This is a genomic window from Tateyamaria sp. GN1-10, assembly GCF_055693845.1.
In genome coordinates, this window is the sequence record NZ_JBVFUR010000004.1 from 3099255 (window position 1) to 3123763 (window position 24509).

Genomic DNA, 24509 nt, shown 5'->3' on the forward strand with positions numbered 1-24509 from the left:
TATGACCAACACGCAGCCATCACCAGACGGACAAGTCGCCGACGCAGTGTCGGGCAACTGGGTGGACACGCTGGCCCCCGCCTGGAGCCGCCCCTACCTGCGCCTGAGCCGCGCGGATCGGCCCATTGGCACATGGCTGCTGTTGCTGCCTTGCCTGTGGGGGCTGACGCTTGCAATGATCCACGATCAAAGCCCACGCTGGGAAGACGCATGGGTCGCAATTGGCTGTGCGTTGGGGGCCTGGTTGATGCGTGGAGCAGGCTGCACGTGGAACGATATCACCGACCGTGGCTTTGACGGACAGGTCGAGCGCACACGGTCGCGCCCCATCCCTTCGGGTCAGGTCACCGTGCGTGGTGCCGTCATCTGGATGTGCCTGCAATCGCTCATCGCCTTTGCCATCCTGCTGACCTTCAACAGCGCTGCCATCTTGCTGGGCATCCTCGCCCTGCTGCCGGTCGCCGTCTATCCGTTCGCCAAACGGTTCACATGGTGGCCGCAGGTCTTTCTTGGGCTGGCCTTCAACTGGGGCGCACTGCTGGCATGGACCGCGCATACCGGGCAGCTGGAAGCACCGGCCGTTGTGCTTTACCTCTCAGGAATCGCATGGACGCTGTTCTATGACACGATCTATGCCCATCAGGATACCGAGGAGGACGCCCTGATCGGTGTCAAATCAACAGCGCGCCTGTTTGGTAACGGCACGGCCCAATGGCTACTCAGGTTTCTGATGGCGACAGTGGGCCTGATGGGGATCGCGGTGATCTTTGCCGCACTCGACGCGGCCAATGTGCTGGCAATGGTGCTGGCGCTGGGGGGACCATGGGCCATGGGCTGGCATATGGCATGGCAACTGCGCGGGCTGGACATCGAGAACCCCGCCAAATGCCTGCAACTGTTCCGGGCCAATCGGGACACGGGCGCGATTCCGCTGCTCTTTTTCTGCGCAGCCCTGCTGGTATGATTGAACCCCTGCTCCAAGCCGCGTAAACCGGGTCGCGCTACTGACCTTAGAAAGGGTTGCATGTAATGCGTTTGTCGTCCCTTCTGATCGTTGTCACCACGTTTGCCGTGGCGGCTGTGCTGGCGTTAGTGACGGCCAATCTGTCGGTAAAACTGATCGAGGAAACCTCGGAAATCGGCGTCCGGGATGCGCTGGATGAAGCGAGCCTGACCTGGGCCGAGGTTCAAGCAGACGGTTTACAGGTCACGCTGGCAGGCATCGCACCCACGGAAGCCGTGCGCTTTGCCGCTCTGTCCACGGCAGGTAGCGTTGTTGACGCCGCTCGTGTCATCGACGAGATGGAGGTCGAGGCTGCGGCGGCCATTGCACCGCCCCGCTTTTCGGCTGAAATCCTGCGCAACGACGCGGGGCTGTCCATCATCGGTCTAATCCCGGCAACAACAGATCGAACCGCCGTCATCGACCGCATCACGGCCATTGCAGGCGACCTGCCGGTGACCGACCTGATCGAGGTAGCAGACTATCCGGCCCCAGCAGGCTGGGAAGATTCCCTTGGCTTTTCACTTGCGGCGATGGAGCGATTGCCCCGTGCCAAAGTGTCGGTCATAGCGGGCCGCGTATCGATCAAGGCCATCACCGACAGCGCCGAGGAAAAGGCGCAGCTTGAAACACAATTGAACCGCGCCGCCCCACCCGGATTGCGCGTGGCGTTGGACATCGCGGCCCCGCGCCCCGTCATCACGCCGTTCACGCTACGACTGGTCAAGGACGAGAACGGAACACGCTTTGATGCCTGTTCCGCCGACACAGAAGCCGCACGGACACGGATTGTGACAGCGGCCCTCGAAGCCGGACTGACCGGTTCTGCGACCTGCACCGTTGGCATGGGTGTGCCCAGCCCGAAATGGAGCACCGCCGTCATGCAATCCATCGGGGCCTTGTCCAAACTGGGCGCAGGCTCAGTGACGTTTTCCGATGCGGACATCACCTTGATTGCCGCCGAGGGCACGCCGCAAGCCGATTTCGACCGCGTGGTCGGCGAATTGGAGAATGAGCTCCCCGAGGTGTTTGCACTGTACGCCAAGCTGCCCGAGACAGTGGACCCCAACCAGGGCCCACCCGAGTTCGTCGCCACGCTCAGCCCTGAAGGCCTCGTTCAACTGCGTGGTCGGATTTCGGATGAAAACCTCCGCTCGCTCGTGAACAGCTATGCGCAAGCTGCTTTCGGCACTGACAGCGTCTATACCGCGACGCGTATCGTCGACGACCTGCCGTCGAACTGGCCCGTTCGCGTGCTCACTGGGCTTGAGGCTTTGTCACAGCTTTCGAACGGCGCTGTGACTGTCACGCCTGACACACTGACAGTGTCCGGTAACACGGGCAATCCAAAGGCCAGTACCAACATCGCCTCGCTGCTCGCCTCGAAACTCGGCGAAGCAGAAGAGTTTGACATCCGTGTCATCTATCAGGAAAAACTCGACCCCATTGCCGCACTTCCGACGCCAGACGAATGCGAGGCAGAAATTGCGACGATCCTATCATCTTCGAAAATCAGGTTCGAGCCAGGCAGCGCAACCATCGATGCCAGTGCCCTTGGCACCATGGATGATATTGCCGAAGTGCTGCGCCAATGCGGTGATCTGCGGTTGGAAATTCAAGGGCATACAGACAGTCAGGGCCGTGAAGAGATGAACCTGAACCTCAGCCAGGCGCGGGCGCAATCGGTGTTGAACGAATTGCGCGCGCGACGTGTGCTCACGTCCACCTATTCGGCCAAAGGATATGGCGAGGCCGATCCTATCGCCGAAAATGACACCGAGGAAGGGCGCGAGGCCAACCGGCGCATCGAATTCAAGTTGATCCGCCCAGCCCCTTCCGCGCCGGAAGGTGAAACAACGCTGGAAACCCTGGCCGGAACAGGCGATACAGAGGCGGGCACAGAGGACAGCGCCGAAGGACAGGACGATGAGCAGAACTGAGTTTGTCATCGCGACAGCTATCATTCTTTTCATTGCGTTTTGCCTTGGCTGGTTCGCCAACTGGCTGATCCATCGCTTTACCCGTGTCGCAGCCGGGGATGTTGCAGAACTGGACCGCATGAGCCAGGAACTGCACGAAGCCGAAGAGACGCGCGATCAGGCCATCACATACCTGCAGCAACGCGAGGCTGAGCTGACCAATCAACTAAGCCAGACCGAGGCCGAATTGCGTGCCGCCATGGACGGCTTGCGCGATGCGCGCCACGAGACGGAAGAGCTGCGCGCCTGGATTGATCGACAGCAAGCGAGCTGACGCGCGGCGCGGATCAAGATCCGCCTTACAGGATGGTTGGTAAGGTGGATTTCAATCCGCCGCTCCTAAGCAATCTTGAGGGCTTCTCATTCGCCTACTGTCGTCAGACGGATCTTGATTCGCCATTACCAGCGCGTAAGTGCGTCTTCGTCTTCATCCCGCGCCGCGACCCATTCTGCACCATCTTTGGTGATCTCCCGCTTCCAGAACGGTGCACGGGACTTGAGGTAATCCATCAGAAATTCGGCGGCCTCGAACGCATCCTTGCGGTGCCGCGCGGCGGTGGCGACCATCATGATCATCTCGCCCACATCCAACCGCCCGTGGCGGTGAATCACCAACGCATCCTCAAGTGACCATCGGATCACGGCCTGGTCCGCAATCTCGGTCAGGGCGGCCTCGGTCATTCCGGGATAGTGTTCGATCTCCATCGTCTGCAACCCGCCATCCACATCCCGAACAATGCCCGTGAACGTGACTACAGCGCCAGATACAGCGCGACCTTCGGCAAAACCCGCCGCCTCGGCCCCGAAATCGAAAGGAGTATCCTGTACCACGACGCGCATAACGCTAGCCGCCCGTCATCGGAGGAAAAAAGGCAACTTCGCGCACACCGTCCAGAGGCGCATCAAACTCCGTCAACTGCTGGTCCACTGCCACGCGCAGGGCCGTGATGTCGGCAAAAGCAGCGGCATAGCGCTCTTCGCGCCCACGCAGTTCGTCCACAAGGTCCATGACAGTTGTAGCCTTAGTTTCGACCGCCTCACGGGGAATGCCAATCCGTTCGCGGACCCAGGCGAAATAGAGCACGTCCATCCTTGTCACCCTTTCAAATGCGGCATGGCCTTACGGAAGTAATCCCAGCCGGTGATAAAGGTAAGTGCGGCGGCGATCCACAGCAACCAAAGGCCTATACGGCCCGACCAATCAGCGCCGGCCAGTTTCCAAGACAGCCCCATGTGATCCGGTTCGTCGCCATTCAAGATGGCGCTGACCATAGCTTGGTCCATGCCCCAGATCGACATGCCAAAATAGTGCTCGAACACCCCCTGCGAGAACAGCACCGCAATGGCGATCATCTGAAGCGTCGTCTTCCATTTCGCCAGTTTCGTGACACTCAGCGTTCCAGCCGTATCGCCCAGATACTCACGCAGACCCGACACGAAAACCTCGCGGAAAAGAATCATTGTCGCGGGCAAGACAAGCCAGGGTGACCAACTGGAAAAACCGATGATGACCATCAAGGCAATCACCACCATCGCCTTGTCCGCAATGGGGTCCAGCATTGTGCCCAGTTTCGTCTGCTGCCCCCATGCGCGGGCAAGGTAGCCGTCGAACCAATCAGTGATAGCGGCGCCCACGAACAGGATCACGGCAAGGATGTCGGCGTAAGGTCGTGTGAAGTAGAGGAACATGACCGCCACAAGCGGGGCGGCGATCAATCGAAGAGTTGTGAGAGTGTTCGGGATGTTCCAAGTCATGCGGCAGGTCTAGCGTGAACTTGCAGGAGCGGGAAGAGCCGATGGTTCATGTATCAAGCCGCACTGCCAAGCCTTACTGATCATGGAAAAAATCGTAGACCTTTTGAGCCAACCCTTCTGACACGCCGTCCACTGCTTTGAGGTCGGCAAGGTTGGCACGGCTGACCGCCTTGGCCGACCCGAAATGCGCCAGCAGCGCGCGCTTACGCGACGCACCCACGCCGGGAATATCATCCAACGGGTTCTTCATATTTGATTTGGCCCGCTTGGCACGGTGCGTCCCGATGGCAAAGCGGTGCGCCTCGTCTCGCATACGCTGCACAAAATAAAGCACCGGATCATTGTGGCGCAGCGCAAACGGGCGTTGGCCGACACGGTGGAACTCCTCTTTGCCGGCATCGCGGTCCACACCTTTGGCCACGCCGACCATCGGGATATCCTCAACACCATGTTCGGCCATGATCTGGGCAACGGCACTCACCTGCCCTGCCCCACCATCAATCAACAGCAGGTCCGGCCACATGCCCTTGGTCCGGTCGGGGTCTTCGGACAGCAGCCGTTTGAAACGGCGGTGCAGCACCTCTTTCATCATCCCGAAATCGTCGCCCGGCGTCAGATCATCCCCCCGAATGTTGAACTTGCGGTAGCTATTTTTCATGAACCCGTCCGGGCCAGCGACAATCATTGCACCGACGGCATTGGTGCCCTGGATGTGAGAGTTGTCGTAGACTTCGATCCGCTCGGGCGGTTGAGACAACTCAAATGCCTCTGCAAGCCCGCGCAGCAGTTTGGCCTGCGTCGCGCTCTCGGCCATCTTGCGGGCCAGGCTTTCGCAAGCATTGCGCAGTGCGCTGTCGACGAGTTCTGCCTTTTCCCCGCGCTGCGGCACCAGCAACTCAACCTTACGGCCCAGCTTCTGCGTCAACGCCTCGGCCATCAGATCGGGGTTTTCGATCTCGTTTGACAGGATCAATTGCCGGGGCGGTTCCTTCGTGTCGTAGAACTGGCCTAGGAACGCTTCGAGCACTTCCGCCGCGTCCACGTCGGCCCCCACGCGCGGATAGAAATCGCGGTTGCCCCAGTTCTGGTTCGCCCGGATGAAAAACACCTGCACACACGCCTGTCCGCTATCCATGTGAAGGGCAACGATATCCGCCTCAGTCACACCGCGCGGGTTGATACCCTGTGCCGATTGCACCTGTGTCATCGCACGGATACGGTCGCGCATGGCAGCAGCGCGTTCAAACTCCATCTCTTCCGATGCCTGCTGCATCTGATCTGCGAGTTTTGCCTGAATGTCAGTGCTTTTACCGGACAGGAAGCGTTCGGCATCCTTGACCGATTGAGCGTAGTCGGCTTCCGAGATCAGGCCCACGCATGGTCCCGAACACCGCTTGATCTGGTACAGCAAGCAGGGGCGCGTGCGGCTCTCGAACATAGAGTCGGTGCAATTGCGCAGCAGGAACACCTTTTGCAGCTGGTTCAGCGTGCGGTTCACCGCACCTGCGCTGGCGAAAGGTCCGTAATACGCCCCCTTCTGCTTTTTTGCCCCGCGATGCTTTTTAATCTGCGCATAGGCGTGATCGCCCGTCACAAGGATGTTCGGAAAACTCTTGTCGTCCCGCAGCAGCACGTTGAATTTCGGCTTGAGCTGCTTGATCAGATTCTGTTCCAGCAACAACGCTTCGGTTTCCGTCCGCGTGGTCAGGAACATCATCGACGCGGTCATCGAGATCATGCGGGCAATCCGACCGCTATGACCTGAGGGCCTTGCGTAGTTCGACACCCGCGCTCGCAGGTTGCGCGCCTTGCCCACGTAGAGCACCCGGCTCTCACGGTCGAGCATCCTGTAGACGCCGGGGGATGAATCCAACGTCTTGAGATAGCCCTGGATCACCTCGTGCCCGACGGGCGCGGGGTGTGCAATTTGGGCGTGTGAGGAGGGCTCGTTTTTCTCCATGCGATTCGTGCTGTCTTTCCTGTTTTGGCTGCACTTATTTGACTGGCCGATCAAGCATACTTGCATCCACGGATCATGTGGATAAGTGTGCGGGTAACTTCTGGGCGTTCAGGTTTTTTCTTTGTTTTTTGGGCGTTTCGCTGAAATGCCTAATTTTTAGGCACATATGTAACGCATTGTTTTCACGTATATTTTTATTACATAAGCAACAAGTCACTGAAATCACAGGGCTTTTGGTAACAGTTTTGTAACCAAAATGAATCCAGTGCAAAACTCACCTAGCGTAACCTACTCGACCCCGATCACATCAGGCGTTTCCCACGCCAGGTGCTGTCCCCCGTCGACACACAAAAGCTGCCCCGTGATGCCCGGTGAATCGAGGAAGTATCCCAAAGCGCCAACAATGTCCGCAGGGTTTGATCCACGCGACAGCACAGTTGCCGCCCGTTGCTTGGCAAAATGCTCGGCGCTTTGACGCCCGCCTTGTAGTGTCGGCCCCGGTCCAATCGCGTTCACACGAATACGCGGTGCCAACGCCCGTGCGCTGGTCTGGGTCAGCGCCCAGAGCCCCATCTTGGCGATGGTGTAGGTCATGAATTCGGGCGTCAGCTTGCGCACACGTTGATCCACCATGTTGAGGATCAGCCCGGCCGCGACCGGCTCATTCATATCGTCTTGCGTGGGCATCAGCCCCTGGGCCGCCATGGCCTGTGTCAGTACGAACGGCGCGCGCAGATTGCTTTCCATGTGCCGGTCCCAGCTGTCCCGGGTGGCGCTCTCTATGGTGTCGTATTCGAAGATGGAGGCATTGTTCACCAGGCAGGTGATCGGACCACCCAGCGCATCCACGGCGCGTCCGAACAGCGTTTGTGTGTCAGCCTCGTCCAGCAGGTTGGCTTGCAAGGCAACGCCACGCTGCCCCTTGGCTTCGATCTGTGCGACTGTCTCGCGCGCGCCCTTGTCTGAGCTGGCGTAGTGTACAGCAACGTCATATCCACGCCCCGCCAGATAGACTGCCATAGCCTGGCCCAGGCGGTGCCCTGCCCCTGTTACTAGTGCGCGCGTCATCGCGCCCTCCCTCTTTGAAATCAGCTTAGTACGATAGCCAGATAGGTCAGATAGAGGACGGTCAAGATCACGCCCCACACCCGGGTGATATCACGGCGCATGTAGACAAACGGCACCAGCAGGATCGATGCCCCCAGCATGACCCAGAGGTCGAACCTTAGGAACGCGGAGTCCACGGGGATCGTACCGACAAAGCTGGCCACGCCAATAATGGCGAGCAGGTTGAACATGTTCGATCCGATTACATTGCCCAAAGCGACATCCGCCTGCCTGCGCAGTGCGGCCATAACGGTTGTGGCCAGCTCAGGCAGGGACGTGCCCACAGCCACAAGCGTGAGACCGATCACCGTGTCACTGACCCCGTACATTTTGGCAATGATCGTTGCATTGTCGACCAGCAAATCCGCGCCCAACGGCAGGCCAATCAGGCCAAGGATCAGAAAAATCGCAATACGCCAGCCAGGTAGATCTGGATCCACCCCTTCAATTTCTTCTTCATCTACCGTGGCATCGGCACAGGCAGCACGGTGACCGCTGGCTTCGCGCGCGGCATCCCACAGCACGAATGCAAGCGCGGACAGCAAAACGATCGCTGCGATCCAGTCAAATTTGCCGCGGAACGCCAATGCGATGAACAAAATCGACGCCGCAATCATGAAGTTGTAGGTCTTTTTCGTTTCGCATTCGGAGGTGTGCATTGTCGCCAGCAGAGCCGGAATGCCCAAAACCAGAAGGATATTGGCCGTGTTGGAGCCCACGACATTACCGATGGCGATGCCCGGGGCGCCTTCCAAAACAGCTTGAATGGCGATCAGAAGCTCAGGAGCAGACGTCCCAAATGCAACAATTGTCAGGCTTACGATCAGTGCAGGCACGCCAAGGCGCAACGACAAGTTCACGGCCCCCTTGACGAGCGAGTCCCCCGCCAGCAGCAGGATAACGAGGCCAAGCCCGCTGAGAAGCCACGGCATTGCAACCGCCATCAGGTTCCACCCCGTCCACAACTGCACTTGCCCTTTCCAATCCGATACCGTCCGCAAGCACATTTGGCAGCTGCCAATCGCTTACCCCGATCCAGTGCAGTTTCCCAAAGACGGCCAACACCGCAATGAAGGCAAGGAACAGAAGGACGATCTTGGACATCATGACTTACAGTCCAAACCGGGCGTAGGCCGCGCGTTCTTCGATGGATGACACGGCGTCCTCCATCAGATGCGCCCCCAATCGGGCAAAGAAAGGACGTCGTACGCCATACTGGCGGAACTTCACCTTGTCGCCAAACCGGTCCTGCATCATGGGCTTGAGGTGCCCGATCCCGTCAATCAGCCCCAACGCCTTGGCCTTTTCCGCCAACCAGACTTCACCCGTAAACAAGTCGGCTTCGGCATCAAGCTTGCCCACGCGGCGGGCTTTCACATGCTCGATGAAATTCGTGTGAATGTCGTTCAACAGCCCCTTCAGACGCTCAACATCTTCGGGCTTTTCCGGACGGAACGGGTCCAGCATGCTTTTGGACTTGCCTGCCGTATAAACCCGGCGTTCAACACCCTGTCGTGTCAGTAACTCATGCGCACCGAAACTAGCAGAGATCACGCCAATGGACCCGACCACTGAAGACGGATCCGCATAGATTTCATCCGCAGCTGCTGCCAGCCAATATCCACCGGACGCGGCCACATCCTCGACGAACGCGATGACGGGCACATCTTTTTCAATAGCGAGCCTGCGAATGCGTGCACCGATCAGCGAGGATTGTACCGCACTGCCGCCGGGCGAATTTATTTCGAGTGCGACAGCAGCGGGCTTTCCCCGGCTGAACGCCTTTTCAAGGGAACTGGCCAGCGCCTGATCGTTCAGCGTGCCGCGCGACCCACCGGCAATGACCCCTTGCAGTCGCACAACGGCGACTGTCGGGTCGGATTTCATGAAAGGGATCCAGCGTTTCATCCAAGCCCATGTAGAATGCAGCCCCACACAGAACAAGGCCGCAATTAAAAGGAGTTGCGCGTCGTAACGTTATTGCCGAATGCGCCAACCCGTCTTAAAGATCCACCAGACCGCCCCCAGGCAAAGCGAAGTGAACACTGCGATGGCCACCAGGGATGTCAGTATCGGCACATCCTCGACACCGAAGAACGCCCAGCGGAAACCCGAGATCAGATAGACAACTGGATTGAACATTGAGATCGTCTGCCAGACCGGCGGCAACATCGAGATGGAATAAAACGACCCGCCAAGGAACACGAGTGGCGTCACGATCAGCAGCGGCACCAGTTGTAACTGCTCGAAGTTGCCCGCCCAGATGCCGATGATAAAGCCAAACAGCGCAAAGCTGACGCACGTCAGGATCAGAAATGCGATCATGGCTGCGGGGTTCAGTATCTGGATATCCACGAAGAAAAAAGACGTGATCAGGATGATGATCCCGATAAACATCGCCTTGGTGGCAGCCGCCCCGACATAGCCCATCACGATCTCAAGAAAGCTGATGGGGGCCGAGAGCAGCTCGTAAATTGTCCCGATGAACTTGGGAAAGTAGATGCCGAAGGACGCGTTGGAAATGCCTTGGGTCATCACCGTCAGCATGATGAGGCCGGGCACGATGAACGCGCCATAGCTGACGCCCTCCACCTGATCTATACGGCTGCCGATGGCGGCGCCGAACACCACAAAGTAGAGGGATGTAGACAGCACAGGCGAAATGAGGGATTGCGCGATGGTTCGGAAAAAGCGCGCCATTTCAAAGACGTAAATAGCACGGATCGCAGTCCAGTTCATGCCATCTCCTCCGGCTGGTTGACCAGTGAGACAAAGATATCTTCAAGGCTGGATTGACGTGTGACAACATCACGAAGCTGTAGGCCCGATGCCTGAACGTCGGTCAGCAGTTTGGTGATACCGGTGCGTTCCGCATTCACGTCGTAGCTGTAGATCAACGTCCAACCATCATCGCCCAGTCTCAGGTCATAGGCTGCCAAGACATCGGGCACGGCGTCCAATTGCGTTGTCAGCTGAACATCCAGTTGCTTCCTGCCCATACGGGCCATCAGGGTGTCCTTGTCTTCGACCAACAGGATTTCGCCCTTGCTGATGACACCAACCCGATCCGCGATGGCTTCGGCCTCTTCGATGTAGTGTGTGGTCAGGATCGTGGTGACGCCATCCGCCCGCAATTGCTCGACAATTTCCCACATGTCCTTGCGCAGCTCCACATCGACACCCGCCGTGGGTTCGTCGAGAAACAGCACACGGGGTTCATGGGCCAGTGCTTTGGCGATCAGTACGCGACGTTTCATGCCACCCGACAGTTCGCGGATCTGGTTGTCCCGCTTGTCCCACAAAGACAGGCGTTTCAGGATGTCTTCGACCGCGCTGTCCTTGCGTCCCTTCCCAAACAGGCCACGGGAAAAGCGCACCGTGTTGACAACCTTTTCGAACGGCTCCAACGCGATTTCCTGGGGCACCAAGCCGATCAAGCTACGCGCCTGCCGGTAGTTGTTGAGGATGTCATAGCCCGCAACCGTCACCGTCCCCGAGGTCGGCATTGTGATGCCGCAAACCGTTGAAATCAAAGTCGTCTTGCCTGCGCCATTGGGGCCAAGCAGGGCAATAATCTCGCCTTCTTCAATGTCCAGATTGACGCCCTTGAGCGCCTCGAAACCGCCTGCATAGGATTTGCGCAGGTTCTGGATACTCAGGATCGTCGCCATGAATACTCCGGCTCATTTCGGATGGATCAAAATTATTGGATGGCGCAGAATTATGCTGCGCGGGAACGCGGCACCAGCGCGCCCACGCACAGCCGCATGTGCACCGCTAGTCTTTGCCCGTCAGGCGGCCAAGCCAACCCTTCTTTGGCGTATCTTCTGCTTCGGCTTTCGCTTCAGGTGCGGCCGGCCCTTCCAATGCGTCCTGCAGGTTGGTGAAGAACTGATCGGCCATCTTCTTGGCAAAACCGTCGATGATGCGACTGCCAAGCTGGGCCAGTTTGCCGCCCACTTTCGCCTCAACATCATAGGACAGCTCTGTTCCGCCATCGACCTCTGTCATGCGCACCTCGGCGCCGCCCTTGGCAAAGCCAGCGGCACCACCCTTACCTTCGCCAGTGATTGTAAGGCTTTGATTCTCAATCATTTCGGACAAGGTCACTTGACCTTTGAAAGTCGCCTTAACCGGGCCGACCTTTTGGGTCACGGACGCTTCGAACCCGTCTTCGGGGGTCCCTGTCACCTCGGTCGCGCCGGGCACGCATGCCTTGAGCACTTCGGGGTTCAGAAGGGCTGCATAGACCTCGGACGGGGTGGCTGCGATCTGGCGGGTATCGGACATTTGCATGAGGAGGCTCCCTTGCTCTTTGGCCCGTGATACCGCAGCGCATGCATTTGCGCTATGCGCTATTCGCAAGCCATTCGGTTCCATGCTGTGATAGGGCTGAAAATATGGACAACGCGCGTCAGAACATCGCTGGGCTGGGCATTTTATGCGTGCTGATCGGTATGTTCTGCATCTCGATAAATGACATGCTTATCAAGCGGTTATCGGGTGAGTATCCACTTCATCAGATTGTCTTTGCCCGCTCTGGCATCGGCATTCTGTTCAGCCTGATCATCGTTCAGTACGAAGGTGGCTTTGGCATTCTGCGCACCAACACCCCATGGCAGCACGCGCTGCGGGGCATTCTGATTGTCATTGCCAACATGACTTTTTTCGTGGGGCTGGCGGTGCTGCCACTGGCAGATGTGACGGCCCTGTTCTTTGTCGCACCCCTGTTTATCACATTGTTATCTATACCAATTCTGGGTGAACGGGTTGGTGTCTTGCGACTGTCGGCGGTGGCCGTTGGATTTGCTGGGGTTGTCATCATGCAACGCCCCTGGGCGGATTCTGATACGCTTGAGGTGAGCCGGGTTGTGTTGCTGCTGCCGGTGCTGGCGGCCCTGACTTATGCATTGAATCAGATACTTACGCGGAAACTGGGTGTGGCCAGCAAGGCCAGCGCGATGGCGGTTTATATCCAGGCGACCTTTGTCATCGTATCCTTGGGCTTTTTCGCTGTCGCCGGTGATGGGCGGTATGCCGAAGGCGCGACAAACGGATCGGTGATCTTTCTGCTGCGGGCTTGGGTCTGGCCGCAAGGTGCTGATATATGGGTCTTTTTCGGATTGGGCGTAAACTCGGCCATCATCGGATATTGCCTGAGCCAAGCCTACCGCCTGACCGATGCGGCAACAGTTGCACCCTTCGAATACGTTGGTCTGCCCCTGGCCGTGTTCTGGGGCTGGGCGGTATTTGGGGATTTGCCGGTACTTGAGGTCTGGATCGGCATTCTTCTGATCCTGGGCGCAGGTCTGTTTGTGTTTCTGCGGGAACAACAAAAAGCGCGGGGTGGCGACCGGCGGCCTGTCCGGGGACGCAATGGTTAAGGCACCGCGCGGTGCGCTGATGCCGCAAAACTGCGCATTTTGAGGCCAAAATCGCGTATTTTACCCCCCACGAAAATGGGGGTTTCGCGCCTGTTTCCGAAAAACCGCGCATTTTGCGGCCAAAACTGCGCATTCTCCTCGCGCAGAGTGCAGTCACACCCTGTTAACTTTGCTGCCGCGTTAAGGTTTGCGCAGGTCCGATAACTTTTGGGTAAGATCTAGCCGTCGACCTGGATCACGACCTTGCCCGTCGCCTTGCGTGTCCGCAGCAGGTCGAGCGCTTCGTTCGAGCGGTCCAGCGGCAGTACATGGCTGACATGGGGTTTCAGCTTGCCTTCGGCATACCAGCCAAAGAGCACCTTGAAACTGTCGGTCAACACCGATGGGTTCACCCGCATGTAGCCACCCCAATAGAAGCCGAGCACATGCAGGTTCTTGACCAGCAGGTAGTTGGCGGGGATTTGAGGGACAGTGCCAGAGGCGAAGCCAAGGGGCAGAAGGCGCGCCTCGGGGTTGCAGGCGCGCAGCGCCGCATCAAAGAGGTCGCCGCCGACAGGGTCATAGACCACATCCGCACCTCCCAAAGCTTTCACATCCGCCTTCAGATCACAGATGTCGCTGTCGAGCAGGTGATCGGCCCCTGCATGAGACGCAATTTTCAGTTTGTCGGCGCCCCGGGCGCAGGCGATCACCTCTGCCCCCATCAGCTTGCCCAGCTCGACGGCGGTGAGGCCGACCCCACCCGACGCACCGAGCACGAGCAGCCGTTCACCCGGTTTCAGGTGCGCCTTGTAGTCGAGCGCGACGTGGCTGGTGCCATAGGCCACGAGGAAGGCTGCCGCATCCACCTCGGTCATGTCATCGGGGATGGGCACGCAGATGTTGGCGGGCAGCGCCGCATATTCGCCCAGCCCGCCAAAGCCCGCATAGGCGGCGATGCGTTGGCCCTTGGTCAAGTGCGTGACGCCCTCGCCCAATGCCTCGACAGTGCCGCACATTTCCATCCCGATGGTGGCGGGGAGTTGCGGTTTTTCCTGATAGGTCCCCTTGACGATCAGCGTATCGCCGAAGTTGAGACCGCAGGTGTGGATGCGCACCAGCACCTCGCCTGCCTTGGGGGTTGGCGTATCGATCTGGCGCAGTTCGAGCTGCTGCCCGAGGGCGGTGACTTGCATGGCGCGCATTGTGGTTCCCCTAGTCTATTGGTCGTCCCGACCGATTTGCCAGACCACATAGCTGATCTGCACGGCCCCGAACAGGAGGCCATGGAAGAACCAGAGGATGAAGAGGATCAGGAACGCATCGTCACTGCGTGCGGCACGTGTGTGAATGCCCGCAATGTCAAGCAACCAGATGCCCGTGACGAACACGGCCGAAAGCGCAAATCCCACAGCGGTGCTGTTCAGGAACAGGCGGATCAGGGGGTTGGGTTGCTCAGGCTGCATATCCCAATGGTAGCGCGCTTCGTCAAAGACGCCAATCCGGAACACTGCCGCATGGGCGCCGCCTTGCCAATACGCAAGGCGGCCAGGATGTTTCGCCCCCTGCGGGATCAAACCATCATTGGCACCTGTCCCTAGTTCGCTTCACCATGGGCAGAGCTGAACAGTTTCGGGTTGAAGCCCAGTGTTACTTTGCGACCCAGCGACCACAACGCCATCTGGAACACCCTGTAGGGCTTGTTTACTTTGATCTCAATCGTTCTGACGCCCGCGAAGTTTTTGCCGTAGCGGATGTCATCGATATGTTCGGATGCGATGTGCAGGCCATAGGGCAGCACCTTGATGCCCGCGCGATCAATCCTGATCTCTTTGAAGTTCCGGGCGAGGCTGTAGGTCGTCAACGCCAGGATCGGGCTGAGCAAAAGCGCAATCAGTGCCTTTATGTTTTGCATGTCAGAACTGGACGGATCCGCAAAAACATGGACCGTCGCCAGCGGCGTCAGCATCGCCACGCCGAAAAAACACCAGGATACGAAGGTGAAGACACGGTTGTAGTGATAGCGCCCCGCCTCTTGTTCAAGGAACATATCGGGCGTTGTCTTCGACGTTGGGTCTGTGGCCATCTTGCATTTTTCCAGTCAGCAATGAGCGTGTTGCAGACGTGTTACCGCGGAAAAAAGACAATTGTTTGGCGAAATTTTCCCGTTTGATTAGAAAACTGCGCTGTGGCGCATGGAGCGGCTGCTGGGAAATGACGGGCCGGGCCCCTGAGTCCTTGACGCTTGCTACGCCAACCCCAACTGTGGCTGCATGTTTCCAATCCGTGACCACAACCCTTCCGGACGCACGCCCTATGTCACCTACGCCCTGATGGCGATCAACGTGGTGGTGTTCCTGAGCTATGTCAGCCTGTTTGCCGATGAGCGCGCGCTGAACCGTTTCTTTTTCGACTATGCCGCGATCCCCGCGCGCATCTTGTCCGGGGACGGGTTTTCGACGCTGCTCACCTCCATGTTCCTGCATGGCGGTTGGTTGCATCTGGCAGGCAACATGCTGTTTTTGTACATCTTTGGCGACAATGTGGAGGACGAAATGGGGCATATGCCCTTCCTTGGTTTCTACCTGACCACCGGGATCGCGGCGAGTGCGATCCACATTCTGTCTGCCCCGGGGTCGGTGGTGCCGGTGGTGGGTGCGTCGGGGGCCATTGCCGGTGTGATGGGCGGGTATTTGTTGCTGTTTCCCAAGGCGCGTGTCGACATTCTGCTGATCCTGATCATCATCTTTCGCATCTTCCCCATTCCCGCCTGGATCATGTTGCTCATATGGTTCGGCATGCAGTTTGTGGGTGGCGTCGGCAGTGATCCGAACGGCGGTGGTGTGGCGTATTGGGCGCATGCAGGCGGCTTTGTCGCGGGCATACTTCTGACCATTCCGGTCTGGCTCAGGCGCGGGGGGCCCGCATTCTGGCAGCGCACCGCAGGGCACCCGCCCCATCCCGAGGCCCGTTATGCGATGTCTCGCATCCCCAAGGTGCGGCGATGAGAGCGTCATGCCATTGCGGTGCCGTCGTGCTTGAGGTCACGTTGAGCGACGGTTTGGCGAGTGCCGGGCGGTGCGATTGTTCCTTCTGCCGCCGCCGGGCCGCGCCCGCCGTCACCGCGCCGAAGGATGGCGTCAGGATCATAAGGGGCGCGGAGAACCTGACGACGTATCAGTGGGGTACAAAAACGGCCAAACACCACTTTTGCAATGTCTGCGGCATCTACATGTACCACAACCGCCGCTCGAACCCGGACGAGATCGGGGTGAACATGGGTGCGCTTGACGGGGTGAACCCGGCGGACCACGAACCGATCCCGTGGCATGATGGGGTGAATCACCCGTCGGATGCGGCTCCGGATAAGAAGCCGGAGAGCCGCTAGACTGAGGTCCGATCGACGCGCGACTTTAAAGTCTTACACGCGAATGATCTTGGCCAGGGGTGCGAACATGTGTTCGTTGGCACAGATGATCTCGCCATCTTCTAGGATGCTACCGCCTTCGGTCAGGGGCTCGACCAGCCCACCCGCTTCACGCACGATCAGCAAGCCAGCGGCCAAATCCCACGCGTTCAGGCGCCGTTCCCAATAGCCGTCATAGCGACCCGCCGCGACATAGGCCAAATCCAGCGCTGCCGAGCCAAAGCGACGGACCCCGGCGCAAGTGGGCATCAGGCGTGCCAGTTCCTTCAGTGTCTCGGGCAGATCGGACCGCCCGCCAAAGGGCAGCCCGGTGGCAAACACGCTCTCGATCAGCTGTCGCCGCCCCGACACGCGCAACCGGCTGTCGTTCATGAAGGCACCGTTGCCCTTTTCGGCGAAGAACATCTCGTCCTTGGCCGCGTCATAGACGACGCCCGCCACGACCTGACCCTTGTGTTCAAGCGCGATGGATACGGCCCAATGCGGCAGACCGTGCAGGAAGTTCGTGGTGCCATCCAGCGGGTCCACGATCCAGCGGCGCGTGGGGTCTTCGCCGTCTTCCTCGCCGCCCTCTTCGGCCAACCAGCCATAGTTCGGACGTGCGGTGCGCAGCTCTTCCTTCAGGATCTCTTCGGCGGCGAGGTCGGCCTTGGACACAAAATCGCCCGCGCCCTTCATCGACACCTGCAGGTTCTCCACCTCTCGGAAGTCCTTGACCAGCGAGCGACCTGCCTTGCGCGCGGCCTTCATCATGATGTTGAGATTTGCGCTGCCTTGCATCGGGATGCTCCGGAGATGGGAAAGATCAAGGGCGCGCTATACGCCGCGGATACACGGTTGCCAAGGGGGCACGGGACTGATCGACTGATGCCAACAGGAAAGGATACACAATGCCCGACCAAATGCAGCACATCACACTCACCAGCCGCCCCACGGGTGCCCCGACACCAGACAACTTCGCCCTTAAAACTGCCCCCATCCCGGAGCCTGCGCAAGGTGAGGTTCTTGTCCGCGTCCACTACATGTCACTGGATCCGTACATGCGCGGGCGCATGGACGACGCTCAGTCCTACGCGGCGCCTGTACCGATCGGCGGCACGATGGAAGGCGGCGGCGTGGGCGAAGTGCTGACGTCCAACGCTGACGGCTTTACGCCCGGCGACATGGTCTTGGGCATGTTCGGCTGGGCCACCCATGCGGTGGCTGACGCCAAGATGCTGCGCAAGTTGGACCCGAACATGGGCCCGCTCACCGCAGCCCTCGGCGTCCTTGGCATGCCGGGCTTCACCGGCTGGCACGGACTGATGGAATACGGGCGGCCCAAACAGGGCGAAACGCTCGTGGTCGCAGCCGCCACAGGCCCCGTCGGCTCCATGGTCGGCCAGCTTGCCAAATCCCTTGGCCTGCGGACCGTCGGCATTGCAGGCGGCGCAGATAAATGCGCACTCGCAACTGACACGTTCGGCTTCGACGCCTGCATCGATCACCGTGCTCACGCAGATGCCCGCTCGCTCCGCGCCGCGATCAAAGACGCAGCCCCCAAGGGCATCGACATCTACTTCGAAAACGTGGGCGGCAAGGTTCTGGAAGCAGTCATGCCACTGATGAACCCACATGGGCGTATCCCGGTCTGCGGTATGATCTCGTGGTACAACGCCGGGGGCTTGGGCGCCGGGGCCGACACACCGCTGTCCGCCCCCGCACTCTGGCGGCCTATCCTTGTCAAATTCCTGTCCGTCAACGGCTTCATCATCTCAAACCATTGGGACCGGCTGCCAAGCTTTTTGAAAGAAGTCGCCCCCAAAGTCCTGAATGGCGAGATCAAGGTTGTTGAAGACATCGCCGAGGGGCTGGAAAACGCGCCTGCGGCTTTCATCGGCCTGCTCGAAGGAAAAAATGTCGGCAAACAGATCGTCAAACTTGTGTGACATGGATTGTTGGGTCGGTGGGTGGGCGCATTTGCGCAGCAAACAGTGCCAGCCCCGACCTCACGCCGCCTGAAGCTTTCGCGCTTCAACGCGCGCCAGATCAAGCAACTTACCCATATACGGTTTGCCCAGATCATCATCCCGCACCGCCGCATACAGCCGCCGGGTCAACCCCTCCTTGGTCAGCGGACGAGTAACGTAGTCGCTCGAATACTTCACCTCTCGCACCACCCAATCGGGCAATACAGAAACACCGCGATTTGACGCCACCAACAGCAAAATCACCGCCGTCAACTCGGCCTGCCGCACCGCCGCAGGTTCCACCTTGGCCGGGATCAGCAATTGGCTGAACACGTCCAGCCGGGTGCGTTCCACCGGATAGGTGATCAAGGTCTGATCCCGAAAATCCGCCGCATCAACATATGGTTTCTGTGCCAGCGGGTGGGATGATGCAGCTACAAAAACCGGCGCGTAATCAAAGAGTTCGACAAAGGTCACCCCAGGCAGATTTTCAGGGTCCGAAGACACCACCAGATCCACCTCCTCCTTCATCAGCGCGGGCAGTGCATCAAAGGCAAGGCCCGGGCGAATATCGACATCCACATCCGGCCAGCTTTTGCGAAACATTTCGAGCACCGGGAACAGCCACTCGAAACAGGCGTGACATTCGATGGCGATATGCAAGCGACCCGAGGACCCATCGCGCAAGGAGGAAAACTCCGCTGCCGCTGCCTCGACCTGCGGCAAGACCTGTTCGGCCAACCGCAGCAAGCGCAGGCCCGCCGCTGACAGTTTCAACGGCTTCGAGCGGCGCACGAACAGCTCCACACCGGCCTGATCCTCCAGCCCCTTGATCTGATGGCTCAGCGCTGACTGGGTGATGTGCAACTGATCCGCGGCACGTGCCAAGCCACCGGCTTCGTGAATGGCCTTGATCGTGCGCAGATGGCGAAACTCGATATGCATACGGAACTCATGTTTATCTTGAGAGTTATGAATTTGCCTCAAGATACGCATCAAGGCATTGTGCAACAAGCCCAAAGGAGCCTGCCGCATGCCCACGCCCAATGTCGCCCTGTCGTTCGAGACGTTTCCGCCCAAATCCCTAGACGCTTCATTCCATCTGTGGGACACGGTACAGGCGCTGACCCCTCTGAACCCGCGCTTTGTCTCCGTGACCTATGGCGCGGGCGGCACGACACAGTCGTTGACACAGGAAGCCGCCCGGACCCTGCGCAAGACATCCGGTCTGCCGGTTGCAGCCCACCTGACCTGCACAGGGCAAAGTCGTGATGATGTTTTGCGCACTGCAGAGAAATACGCAGCCAGCGGGGTCAAGGACATCGTGGCCCTGCGCGGCGATGCACAGGGCGGCGGCGCCTTCGCACCGCACCCAGACGGTTTTACGGACAGTGTCGATCTGATCCGCGCCTTGTCGGATATGGGCCAGTTCACCATCCGCGTGGGCGCCTACCCGGACAGCCACCCGGACGCGGCCTCGGCCCAGCAAAACATTGACTGGCTGAAGGCCAAGATTGAGGCAGGCGCGTCCGAAGCGATCACCCAGTTCTTCTTTGAGGCCGACAGCTTCCTGCGCTTCCGTGATGCCTGCGCGGCTGCCGGCATCACCGCGCCCATCACGCCAGGTATCTTCCCCGTGGCCAACTGGACGCGCGCGCGCAGCTTTGCAGAAAGATGCGGCACGCCCATTCCGGTGGCGACTGCAACCGCGTTTGACCGGGCCGACCGCGAAGACCGGGCACAACTCTTTGCCCTGACCCACTGCGCCGATCTGTGCGACACGCTCATCACCGAAGGGGTGGACAAGCTCCATTTCTACACGCTCAATCGTCCCGACCTCACGCTCAAAGTCTGTCGCGCCCTTGGCCTCGTTCGGCCCAGGCAAATGCGCAACGTCGCCTGATCGACTTCATATTGCCAAGTAAACCCCGGAGGCTGACCGCCTCGCTCATTTGTCACTAGACCAATCGGTCTGATCAAACTACCGTTCCGGCAAAACAAGCCGGAGACAGACATGCCCCGCCTCGCCCAAAGCATCACGGACCTGCCCAGCCAGGACGAGCTCCTGTCGATGTCTGGCCTCGACTTCATGCAGGGCATTCTGGACGGCACCGTTCCCGGACCACCCATCGGCCACACGTTGGGATATGCCCTACATGAAGTACAGGACGGCCTGGTCACCTTCCGCGGCACGCCGGAATTTGACGTGACCAACCCGATGGGAACTGTCCATGGCGGTTGGTACGGCACGCTTTTGGACAGTGCGATGGCTTGCGCCGTGATGACCAAGGTGCCCGCCGGATCGGTCTACACAACGCTTGAATACAAGATCAATCTGACGCGCGGCATCCCATTGGGCATGGAAATCGCGTGTATTGGGCGTGTCGATCACGCGGGGCGCAGCACAGGTGTCGCGACGGGCGAAATTCGCGGTGTCGACGATGGCAAGCTTTATGCCACGGGCTCCACAACCTGCATCATCATGAAAATGCGCTGACCCACCTGGGACGGTGGGCGGGGCGAATTTGATCCGCTCAGGATCAAAGAGCGTCGGCCCCCGTTCCACGCAGATCGGCCACCCATTCCGACCAGGATCGTGGTGGTGGGGCCTGCGTCAAAGAGGGGTGAACACGCTCTGACGGGTCCAGCCCAGCGCGGCGCGGTTTTCGGGTGACAAACCATTTGCCGAAGCCGGCAAAGGTTCCCATGGATGGCGCTTCGGCATCTTGCGGGAACCGCGTGGCCCACCCTTCGGGCAAGGGTAAGCCACAGGCGTCCGCCTGTTCCAGCATCCAGACCAGCGGGATATTGGCCAGCGGGCGCGATGCGCGCCGCGCCGAGAGATGCCCGCCAATGTCACCGTGCACACCGCGAAACCACATCTGGACCAGATGCCCGTCCCAATCCTGGGTGGTGTCCCACATCACGGGGGCATAGGCGACGCGGGTTTCGTTCCGGGCCACCGCGTGAAACCCGTGTTTCACGGACCTGCCCAGTTGATGGTTGTGAAACGCATGGCGCGGCGCACTCAGCCGCCACAGGAACGGCATGTTCAGCCCAAGGGATTTCACGGTATCCCACACCCCGATCATCTCGATCTCGACCTGCGCATGGCAATTGTTTCGCGCGAAAATACGCGCAGCATCGCCGTCAGGGCTGCACTCGTAGTGGCGGTAGACGTCGCGAATGTTGCGCTCTGTTGCCGCCTCTGGCTTCAGCAACCCCACACGATCAATGATCCCCGCCAACGACCGCACGGCATAGGCCCCGCGCGAATATCCAAGCAGGAACACCTTGTCCCCGGGCCGGTAGCGCGAAGAAAGATAGCCATAGGCGCGCCGGATTTGCCGATTGATCCCGCGGCCGAAGATCACGTCGCCGGCCTTGCGCCAATGTGACCATTGCAGACCCGGTTCGTAATAGAGCGACACCTCGCTGCCCATCTCTCCGAGCAGCTTGGCCGTCAGCCCGGCATTGGTCTCATCGCCGGGTTCCAGCGTCGACATGGTGCCATCGATGATGATGACATGGATCGTCTGGCCCCGCGTCGGCGGGGCCACTTTTGGCAAGCCTGCCCCGAACCGGTTCTTCAACCAGTTCGAGATGGCATTATTCAGCCGCGATCCGAGCATCTTTCATCAAGTCCCAAACCTTCATCGGTGTGAATGGCATATCCGCCTGCCGCACGCCGTGCTCCCACAGCGCGTCCTGCACCGCGTTGGACACCGCAGCCAACGCACCGACCGTGCCAGCCTCGCCACATCCTTTCATGCCCATGACATTCGCGGTTGACGGAACCGGCTCTGACGTAAACCCGATGTAAGGAACGTCATCGGCGCGGGGCAAGGCATAATCCATGAACGTTGCCGTGAGCAATTGGCCGTCCTCATCGAACTGAACATGCTCTGTCAGCGCCTGTCCGATGCCTTGAACAACCCCGCCATGTACCTGTCCTTCGGCCAGCATCGGGTTGATAAGATTGCCAAAATCGTCAACGACAGCATAACGGTCCACGGCCACGACACCCGTGTCGGGATCCACAACAACCTCTGTAACATGACAGCCGTTGGGGAAGCTGCGCGCCTCGAGCTTGGTGCGCTGTTCATGCACCAGCAGGTCCTCGCGCCCCTTCTCGCGGGCCATCTCGGCCACCTCGAGCATGGTCGGCGTCATGTTCGACCCCTCCATCCGGAACTGCTCATCATCAAAGGAGATATCGGAGGCAGGCACCCCCTCTTCCTCGCTCAGGAACGCGACAAACGCCTCGCGCATCACATCCACCGTCGCCAGTGTCGCGGTGTTCTGCACGGTCACGGACCGGGACCCACCCGTGCCGCCACCCTGCTTGATCCGGTCACTGTCCCCTTGCACCACGTCGATCATGTCCACCGGAATTCCGGTCTGATCAGCAAGGAACTGGGCATAGACCGTCTCGTGCCCCTGCCCGTTCGATTGGGTGCCGACATAAATGTTCACACGGCCCTCTTCTGTGAATTCGACCTTCGCACTTTCGGCAGGATCACCCAGAATGCTTTCGATATAGTAACACAGGCCCAGACCGCGCAGGCGCCCCGCTGCCGCATCGGCAGCTTTGCGCGCGGCAAAGCCGGGGATATCCGCCTCTGCCTCGGCACGGGTCAGCACCTTGTCGAAATCGCCCACGTCATAGGTTTCACCGACCAGCGTGTCATAGGGGAACTGCGCGGGCTTGATGAAGTTGATGCGGCGCAGTTCAAGCGGGTCCACACCCAATTCACGCGCTGCCCGGTCCATGGCGCGCTCAAGAATGTAGATCGCTTCGGGCCGCCCTGCGCCCCGGTAGGCGTCCACCTGCGTGGTGTTGGTGTAGTAGCCGACAGAGCGCAGATACGCTGCGGGCATGTCATAAACCCCGGTCAGCACGCGGCTGAACAGCTGCGTCTGAATGGCTTGCGCATATTGCGAGTTGTAGGCGCCCATATTCGCTTCGGTGAACACGCGGTAGCCGATGATGCGATGGTTTTCGTCAAAGGCCAGTTCGGTCAGCGAGGTCAGATCGCGGCCCGCATTGTCCGACAGCATCGCCTCGGTCCGCTCGGACATCCAGCGCACGGGACGCTTCAGGGTGCGGGCGGCATGGGCCACGACGAAATATTCCGGGTACATCATCCCCTTCATCCCGAAACCGCCGCCCGTGTCCGGGTTGGTCACGCGGATATCGTCTGCAGGAACGTTCAGCGCCTTGGCCAATTGGTCTTTCGGCCCCCACACGCCCTGCCCGTTGATGGCCACATGCACGCGGTTCCCTTCGGGCTCCGCATAGCAGCCGCGCGGCTCCATCGAGTTCACGATGACGCGGTTGTCCCCCACATCCAGCGACACGATGCGCGCCGCTGCGTCAAAGGCCGCCTGGGTCGCCGCCTCGTCACCCATATGCCAGTCATAGGCCACATTGTCCGGTGCTTCGGCGTGCACCACCTCGCCACCTGACGCCATATCCATCTTGGCGGGCAGATCGTCATAGTCGAGCATGATCATCTCGGCCGCGTCACGGGCCTGCGCCAGTGTTTCGGCCACGACAACGGCAATGGGCTCGCCCACAAAGCGCAAATGGCCGCGCGCCAGAATGGGCCGCTCAGGTGCCGCACCATCCGTGCCATTGCGATTCTTGACCGTCGCACCCTGCATTCCAACGTTCATGCCTGCCGCTTCGAGGTCCGCCAGAACATAGACGGCATGCACTCCGTCGGCCTCGCGCGCGTCGCTCACATCCAGTTCGGTAATCACAGCATGCGCGACCGGCGACCGGAACACGAAGGTCTGCAAAGCGTTCGCCGGGGCAATGTCATCCACATAGCGCCCCTCTCCGGTCAAGAACCGCACATCCTCGCGGCGTTTCACGGGCTGGGATTTGCCAAATTTTTCCATGGGGACACTCCTGTCTGCCGAGGGGCATTGTCACGGGCGAACCTATCGCGTGCACACGC

At 59.6% G+C, this 24509-nt stretch carries 26 protein-coding genes; 9 read left to right on the top strand and 17 right to left on the bottom strand.

Going from position 1 to position 24509, the window contains the following annotated elements:
- The first annotated feature begins 1 nt into the window (after position 1).
- The 3 genes from ubiA to ACZ1HN_RS17375 all read left to right on the top strand — a co-directional run bounded on the left by ubiA (position 2) and on the right by ACZ1HN_RS17375 (position 3256).
- Entirely contained in the window at positions 2-964 is a 963-nt protein-coding gene (gene ubiA / locus ACZ1HN_RS17365) for a 4-hydroxybenzoate octaprenyltransferase (protein WP_472728395.1), read from the top strand.
- A 65-nt stretch (positions 965-1029) separates the two neighbouring features.
- On the top strand, positions 1030-2943 hold the full coding sequence (locus ACZ1HN_RS17370; RefSeq protein ID WP_472728396.1) for an OmpA family protein: 1914 nt from the start codon (positions 1030-1032) through the stop codon (positions 2941-2943).
- Positions 2930-3256 (top strand): hypothetical protein, encoded by a 327-nt coding sequence (locus ACZ1HN_RS17375; RefSeq protein ID WP_299210472.1) that lies wholly within the window; start codon positions 2930-2932, stop codon positions 3254-3256. Before ACZ1HN_RS17370 ends, ACZ1HN_RS17375 begins: the two co-directional genes overlap by 14 nt.
- Before the next feature lie 125 nt (positions 3257-3381).
- Here the strand turns inward: ACZ1HN_RS17375 and ACZ1HN_RS17380 are convergent, their stop codons facing one another.
- The 10 genes from ACZ1HN_RS17380 to ACZ1HN_RS17425 form a co-directional block, all read right to left on the bottom strand.
- Positions 3382-3822: a molybdenum cofactor biosynthesis protein MoaE gene (locus tag ACZ1HN_RS17380; protein ID WP_472728397.1), complete on the bottom strand. Its 441-nt coding sequence runs from the start codon at positions 3820-3822 to the stop codon at positions 3382-3384.
- 4 nt (positions 3823-3826) lie between these two features.
- Complete coding sequence (moaD, locus tag ACZ1HN_RS17385; RefSeq protein ID WP_299210476.1) at positions 3827-4072, bottom strand: molybdopterin converting factor subunit 1; 246 nt, start codon at positions 4070-4072, stop codon at positions 3827-3829.
- Positions 4073-4077: 5 nt separating this feature from the next.
- Positions 4078-4737: a CDP-diacylglycerol--glycerol-3-phosphate 3-phosphatidyltransferase gene (gene pgsA / locus ACZ1HN_RS17390; protein WP_299210478.1), complete on the bottom strand. Its 660-nt coding sequence runs from the start codon at positions 4735-4737 to the stop codon at positions 4078-4080.
- Between the two features lie 73 nt (positions 4738-4810).
- Positions 4811-6697: an excinuclease ABC subunit UvrC gene (gene uvrC, locus ACZ1HN_RS17395; protein ID WP_472728398.1), complete on the bottom strand. Its 1887-nt coding sequence runs from the start codon at positions 6695-6697 to the stop codon at positions 4811-4813.
- A gap of 288 nt (positions 6698-6985) precedes the next feature.
- The gene (locus ACZ1HN_RS17400) at positions 6986-7786 is read right to left on the bottom strand and encodes an SDR family oxidoreductase (RefSeq protein ID WP_472729344.1); all 801 of its coding nucleotides are present in this window, start codon (positions 7784-7786) and stop codon (positions 6986-6988) included.
- On the bottom strand, positions 7786-8736 hold the full coding sequence (locus tag ACZ1HN_RS17405) for a calcium/sodium antiporter (protein WP_299210572.1): 951 nt from the start codon (positions 8734-8736) through the stop codon (positions 7786-7788). Before ACZ1HN_RS17405 ends, ACZ1HN_RS17400 begins: the two co-directional genes overlap by 1 nt.
- A gap of 178 nt (positions 8737-8914) precedes the next feature.
- Positions 8915-9712 (bottom strand): S49 family peptidase, encoded by a 798-nt coding sequence (locus ACZ1HN_RS17410; protein WP_299598094.1) that lies wholly within the window; start codon positions 9710-9712, stop codon positions 8915-8917.
- 69 nt (positions 9713-9781) lie between these two features.
- On the bottom strand, positions 9782-10543 hold the full coding sequence (locus ACZ1HN_RS17415; protein WP_299210484.1) for an ABC transporter permease: 762 nt from the start codon (positions 10541-10543) through the stop codon (positions 9782-9784).
- Positions 10540-11475, bottom strand: coding sequence for an ABC transporter ATP-binding protein (locus tag ACZ1HN_RS17420; RefSeq protein ID WP_472728399.1), 936 nt, complete (start codon positions 11473-11475; stop codon positions 10540-10542). The genes ACZ1HN_RS17415 and ACZ1HN_RS17420 overlap by 4 nt, the downstream gene beginning before the upstream one ends.
- A gap of 106 nt (positions 11476-11581) precedes the next feature.
- Positions 11582-12100, bottom strand: coding sequence for a CoxG family protein (locus tag ACZ1HN_RS17425; protein ID WP_472728400.1), 519 nt, complete (start codon positions 12098-12100; stop codon positions 11582-11584).
- Between the two features lie 104 nt (positions 12101-12204).
- Here ACZ1HN_RS17425 and ACZ1HN_RS17430 point away from each other — a divergent pair, with 104 nt between their 5' ends.
- Positions 12205-13188, top strand: coding sequence for a DMT family transporter (locus ACZ1HN_RS17430; RefSeq protein WP_472728401.1), 984 nt, complete (start codon positions 12205-12207; stop codon positions 13186-13188).
- Positions 13189-13406: 218 nt separating this feature from the next.
- On the opposite strand, the gene ACZ1HN_RS17435 is transcribed toward ACZ1HN_RS17430, so the two are convergent.
- The 3 genes from ACZ1HN_RS17435 to ACZ1HN_RS17445 all read right to left on the bottom strand — a co-directional run bounded on the left by ACZ1HN_RS17435 (position 13407) and on the right by ACZ1HN_RS17445 (position 15253).
- Entirely contained in the window at positions 13407-14372 is a 966-nt protein-coding gene (locus tag ACZ1HN_RS17435) for an NADPH:quinone oxidoreductase family protein (RefSeq protein ID WP_472728402.1), read from the bottom strand.
- A gap of 15 nt (positions 14373-14387) precedes the next feature.
- Complete coding sequence (locus ACZ1HN_RS17440; RefSeq protein ID WP_299210494.1) at positions 14388-14678, bottom strand: hypothetical protein; 291 nt, start codon at positions 14676-14678, stop codon at positions 14388-14390.
- Between the two features lie 86 nt (positions 14679-14764).
- Entirely contained in the window at positions 14765-15253 is a 489-nt protein-coding gene (locus tag ACZ1HN_RS17445; protein ID WP_472728403.1) for a hypothetical protein, read from the bottom strand.
- Between the two features lie 187 nt (positions 15254-15440).
- On the opposite strand from ACZ1HN_RS17445, the gene ACZ1HN_RS17450 reads away from it, so the two are divergent.
- Both ACZ1HN_RS17450 and ACZ1HN_RS17455 read left to right on the top strand, forming a co-directional pair.
- Entirely contained in the window at positions 15441-16175 is a 735-nt protein-coding gene (locus ACZ1HN_RS17450) for a rhomboid family intramembrane serine protease (RefSeq protein WP_472728404.1), read from the top strand.
- Positions 16172-16555 (top strand): GFA family protein, encoded by a 384-nt coding sequence (locus tag ACZ1HN_RS17455; protein ID WP_299210500.1) that lies wholly within the window; start codon positions 16172-16174, stop codon positions 16553-16555. Before ACZ1HN_RS17450 ends, ACZ1HN_RS17455 begins: the two co-directional genes overlap by 4 nt.
- 33 nt (positions 16556-16588) lie before the next feature.
- On the opposite strand, the gene ACZ1HN_RS17460 is transcribed toward ACZ1HN_RS17455, so the two are convergent.
- The gene (locus tag ACZ1HN_RS17460) at positions 16589-17374 is read right to left on the bottom strand and encodes an inositol monophosphatase family protein (protein WP_299598125.1); all 786 of its coding nucleotides are present in this window, start codon (positions 17372-17374) and stop codon (positions 16589-16591) included.
- A 110-nt stretch (positions 17375-17484) separates the two neighbouring features.
- Here ACZ1HN_RS17460 and ACZ1HN_RS17465 point away from each other — a divergent pair, with 110 nt between their 5' ends.
- Positions 17485-18522, top strand: a complete 1038-nt coding sequence (locus tag ACZ1HN_RS17465) for an NADP-dependent oxidoreductase (protein WP_472728405.1) — start codon at positions 17485-17487, stop codon at positions 18520-18522.
- Between the two features lie 60 nt (positions 18523-18582).
- Here the strand turns inward: ACZ1HN_RS17465 and ACZ1HN_RS17470 are convergent, their stop codons facing one another.
- Positions 18583-19488, bottom strand: coding sequence for a LysR family transcriptional regulator (locus ACZ1HN_RS17470; protein ID WP_299210506.1), 906 nt, complete (start codon positions 19486-19488; stop codon positions 18583-18585).
- Positions 19489-19576: 88 nt separating this feature from the next.
- Between ACZ1HN_RS17470 and ACZ1HN_RS17475 the strand changes: the two genes are divergently transcribed.
- Complete coding sequence (locus tag ACZ1HN_RS17475) at positions 19577-20446, top strand: methylenetetrahydrofolate reductase (protein ID WP_299769020.1); 870 nt, start codon at positions 19577-19579, stop codon at positions 20444-20446.
- 111 nt (positions 20447-20557) lie between these two features.
- Complete coding sequence (locus tag ACZ1HN_RS17480) at positions 20558-21040, top strand: PaaI family thioesterase (protein WP_299553277.1); 483 nt, start codon at positions 20558-20560, stop codon at positions 21038-21040.
- Between the two features lie 43 nt (positions 21041-21083).
- Here ACZ1HN_RS17480 and ACZ1HN_RS17485 read toward each other — a convergent pair whose 3' ends face one another.
- Complete coding sequence (locus ACZ1HN_RS17485) at positions 21084-22175, bottom strand: DUF2235 domain-containing protein (protein ID WP_472728406.1); 1092 nt, start codon at positions 22173-22175, stop codon at positions 21084-21086.
- Positions 22153-24450 carry a xanthine dehydrogenase family protein molybdopterin-binding subunit gene (locus ACZ1HN_RS17490; protein WP_472728407.1) on the bottom strand — a complete coding sequence of 766 codons (2298 nt, stop codon included), beginning with the start codon at positions 24448-24450 and terminating at the stop codon, positions 22153-22155. Before ACZ1HN_RS17490 ends, ACZ1HN_RS17485 begins: the two co-directional genes overlap by 23 nt.
- Between the last annotated feature and the right edge of the window lie 59 nt (positions 24451-24509).

Coding starts and splice junctions, on each gene's coding strand:
- ubiA (WP_472728395.1), top strand. CDS start 2: ATGACCAACACGCAGCCATCACCAGACGGACAAGTCGCCGACGCAGTG.
- ACZ1HN_RS17370 (WP_472728396.1), top strand. CDS start 1,030: ATGCGTTTGTCGTCCCTTCTGATCGTTGTCACCACGTTTGCCGTGGCG.
- ACZ1HN_RS17375 (WP_299210472.1), top strand. CDS start 2,930: ATGAGCAGAACTGAGTTTGTCATCGCGACAGCTATCATTCTTTTCATT.
- ACZ1HN_RS17380 (WP_472728397.1), bottom strand. CDS start 3,822: ATGCGCGTCGTGGTACAGGATACTCCTTTCGATTTCGGGGCCGAGGCG.
- moaD (WP_299210476.1), bottom strand. CDS start 4,072: ATGGACGTGCTCTATTTCGCCTGGGTCCGCGAACGGATTGGCATTCCC.
- pgsA (WP_299210478.1), bottom strand. CDS start 4,737: ATGACTTGGAACATCCCGAACACTCTCACAACTCTTCGATTGATCGCC.
- uvrC (WP_472728398.1), bottom strand. CDS start 6,697: ATGGAGAAAAACGAGCCCTCCTCACACGCCCAAATTGCACACCCCGCG.
- ACZ1HN_RS17405 (WP_299210572.1), bottom strand. CDS start 8,736: ATGCCGTGGCTTCTCAGCGGGCTTGGCCTCGTTATCCTGCTGCTGGCG.
- ACZ1HN_RS17410 (WP_299598094.1), bottom strand. CDS start 9,712: ATGAAACGCTGGATCCCTTTCATGAAATCCGACCCGACAGTCGCCGTT.
- ACZ1HN_RS17415 (WP_299210484.1), bottom strand. CDS start 10,543: ATGAACTGGACTGCGATCCGTGCTATTTACGTCTTTGAAATGGCGCGC.
- ACZ1HN_RS17420 (WP_472728399.1), bottom strand. CDS start 11,475: ATGGCGACGATCCTGAGTATCCAGAACCTGCGCAAATCCTATGCAGGC.
- ACZ1HN_RS17425 (WP_472728400.1), bottom strand. CDS start 12,100: ATGCAAATGTCCGATACCCGCCAGATCGCAGCCACCCCGTCCGAGGTC.
- ACZ1HN_RS17430 (WP_472728401.1), top strand. CDS start 12,205: ATGGACAACGCGCGTCAGAACATCGCTGGGCTGGGCATTTTATGCGTG.
- ACZ1HN_RS17435 (WP_472728402.1), bottom strand. CDS start 14,372: ATGCGCGCCATGCAAGTCACCGCCCTCGGGCAGCAGCTCGAACTGCGC.
- ACZ1HN_RS17445 (WP_472728403.1), bottom strand. CDS start 15,253: ATGGCCACAGACCCAACGTCGAAGACAACGCCCGATATGTTCCTTGAA.
- ACZ1HN_RS17450 (WP_472728404.1), top strand. CDS start 15,441: ATGTTTCCAATCCGTGACCACAACCCTTCCGGACGCACGCCCTATGTC.
- ACZ1HN_RS17455 (WP_299210500.1), top strand. CDS start 16,172: ATGAGAGCGTCATGCCATTGCGGTGCCGTCGTGCTTGAGGTCACGTTG.
- ACZ1HN_RS17460 (WP_299598125.1), bottom strand. CDS start 17,374: ATGCAAGGCAGCGCAAATCTCAACATCATGATGAAGGCCGCGCGCAAG.
- ACZ1HN_RS17465 (WP_472728405.1), top strand. CDS start 17,485: ATGCCCGACCAAATGCAGCACATCACACTCACCAGCCGCCCCACGGGT.
- ACZ1HN_RS17470 (WP_299210506.1), bottom strand. CDS start 19,488: ATGCATATCGAGTTTCGCCATCTGCGCACGATCAAGGCCATTCACGAA.
- ACZ1HN_RS17475 (WP_299769020.1), top strand. CDS start 19,577: ATGCCCACGCCCAATGTCGCCCTGTCGTTCGAGACGTTTCCGCCCAAA.
- ACZ1HN_RS17480 (WP_299553277.1), top strand. CDS start 20,558: ATGCCCCGCCTCGCCCAAAGCATCACGGACCTGCCCAGCCAGGACGAG.
- ACZ1HN_RS17485 (WP_472728406.1), bottom strand. CDS start 22,175: ATGCTCGGATCGCGGCTGAATAATGCCATCTCGAACTGGTTGAAGAAC.
- ACZ1HN_RS17490 (WP_472728407.1), bottom strand. CDS start 24,450: ATGGAAAAATTTGGCAAATCCCAGCCCGTGAAACGCCGCGAGGATGTG.